At 45.7% G+C, this 821-nt stretch carries 1 protein-coding gene; it reads left to right on the top strand.

Translation table 11 applies throughout. The features are described 5' to 3' along the window. Positions 1–86: 86 nt before the first annotated feature. Positions 87–821: tetratricopeptide repeat protein (locus ACP6PM_RS32445; RefSeq protein ID WP_426590976.1), on the top strand; the 735-nt coding region annotated here is incomplete at its 3' end.

The following is an 821-nucleotide window of genomic DNA, read 5'->3' as shown; positions in this document are numbered from 1 at the left end:
GACAGAGGAGTTAAATTAAGTAAACTGCATAACTGGTTAGTTCTACGGATATATAATTAAGTAGGTGTGCTAATGGGGTGAATTTTATGAAGGCAATAATTAAATATTCTCTGGTGTGGGGAGCTACGTTTACTGGTATCTGCGGGTTAACCGTGGGGATGGCTAAACCAGTAGTGGGGGAAATTAAGCCTGCTGTGGTAGCGCAACAGTCTGGGAAAGAGGAGGAATTTAAGCGACTTTTTCAACAGGCAGTGGAGTTGTCAAAACAGGGCAAACATAGTGAAGCTATACCACTATTAGAACGTGCCTTAGTTATTTTAGAAAATGCAGGTGGTTCTGAAACCACTGTTGCTGTAGCAGTTATTAATTTTTTAGGTCTACAGCATCATTACCAAGGGAAGTATACAAAAGCCTTACCCCTATACCAAAGGTCTCTGGCAATCACAGAGAAAGTGTTAGGAACTGACCATCCAGACGTTGCAACCAGCCTCAACAATCTGGCAGCACTGTACCGAGACCAAGGGAAGTATACAGAAGCCTTACCTCTACACCAAAGGTCTCTGGCCATCACAGAGAAAGCATTAGGAGCAAACCATCCAGACGTAGCTACCAGCCTCAACAACCTGGCAGCACTGTACCAAGAGCAAGGCAACTACAGCCAAGCCTTACCTCTACACCAAAGGTCTCTGGCCATCGCAGAGAAAGCATTAGGAGCTGACCATCGATTGGTTGCCTCTAGCCTCAACAACCTGGCAGCACTGTACCGAGACCAAGGGAAGTACACAGAAGCCTTACCCCTATACCAAAGGTCTCTGGCAATC

Origin of the sequence: Dapis brunnea BLCC-M229 (genome assembly GCF_050015995.1) — a bacterium.
GTDB lineage: Bacteria > Cyanobacteriota > Cyanobacteriia > Cyanobacteriales > Microcoleaceae > Trichodesmium.
Note: the sequence above shows the minus strand (reverse complement) of the source record. Positions and strands in the feature narration are given on the sequence as shown.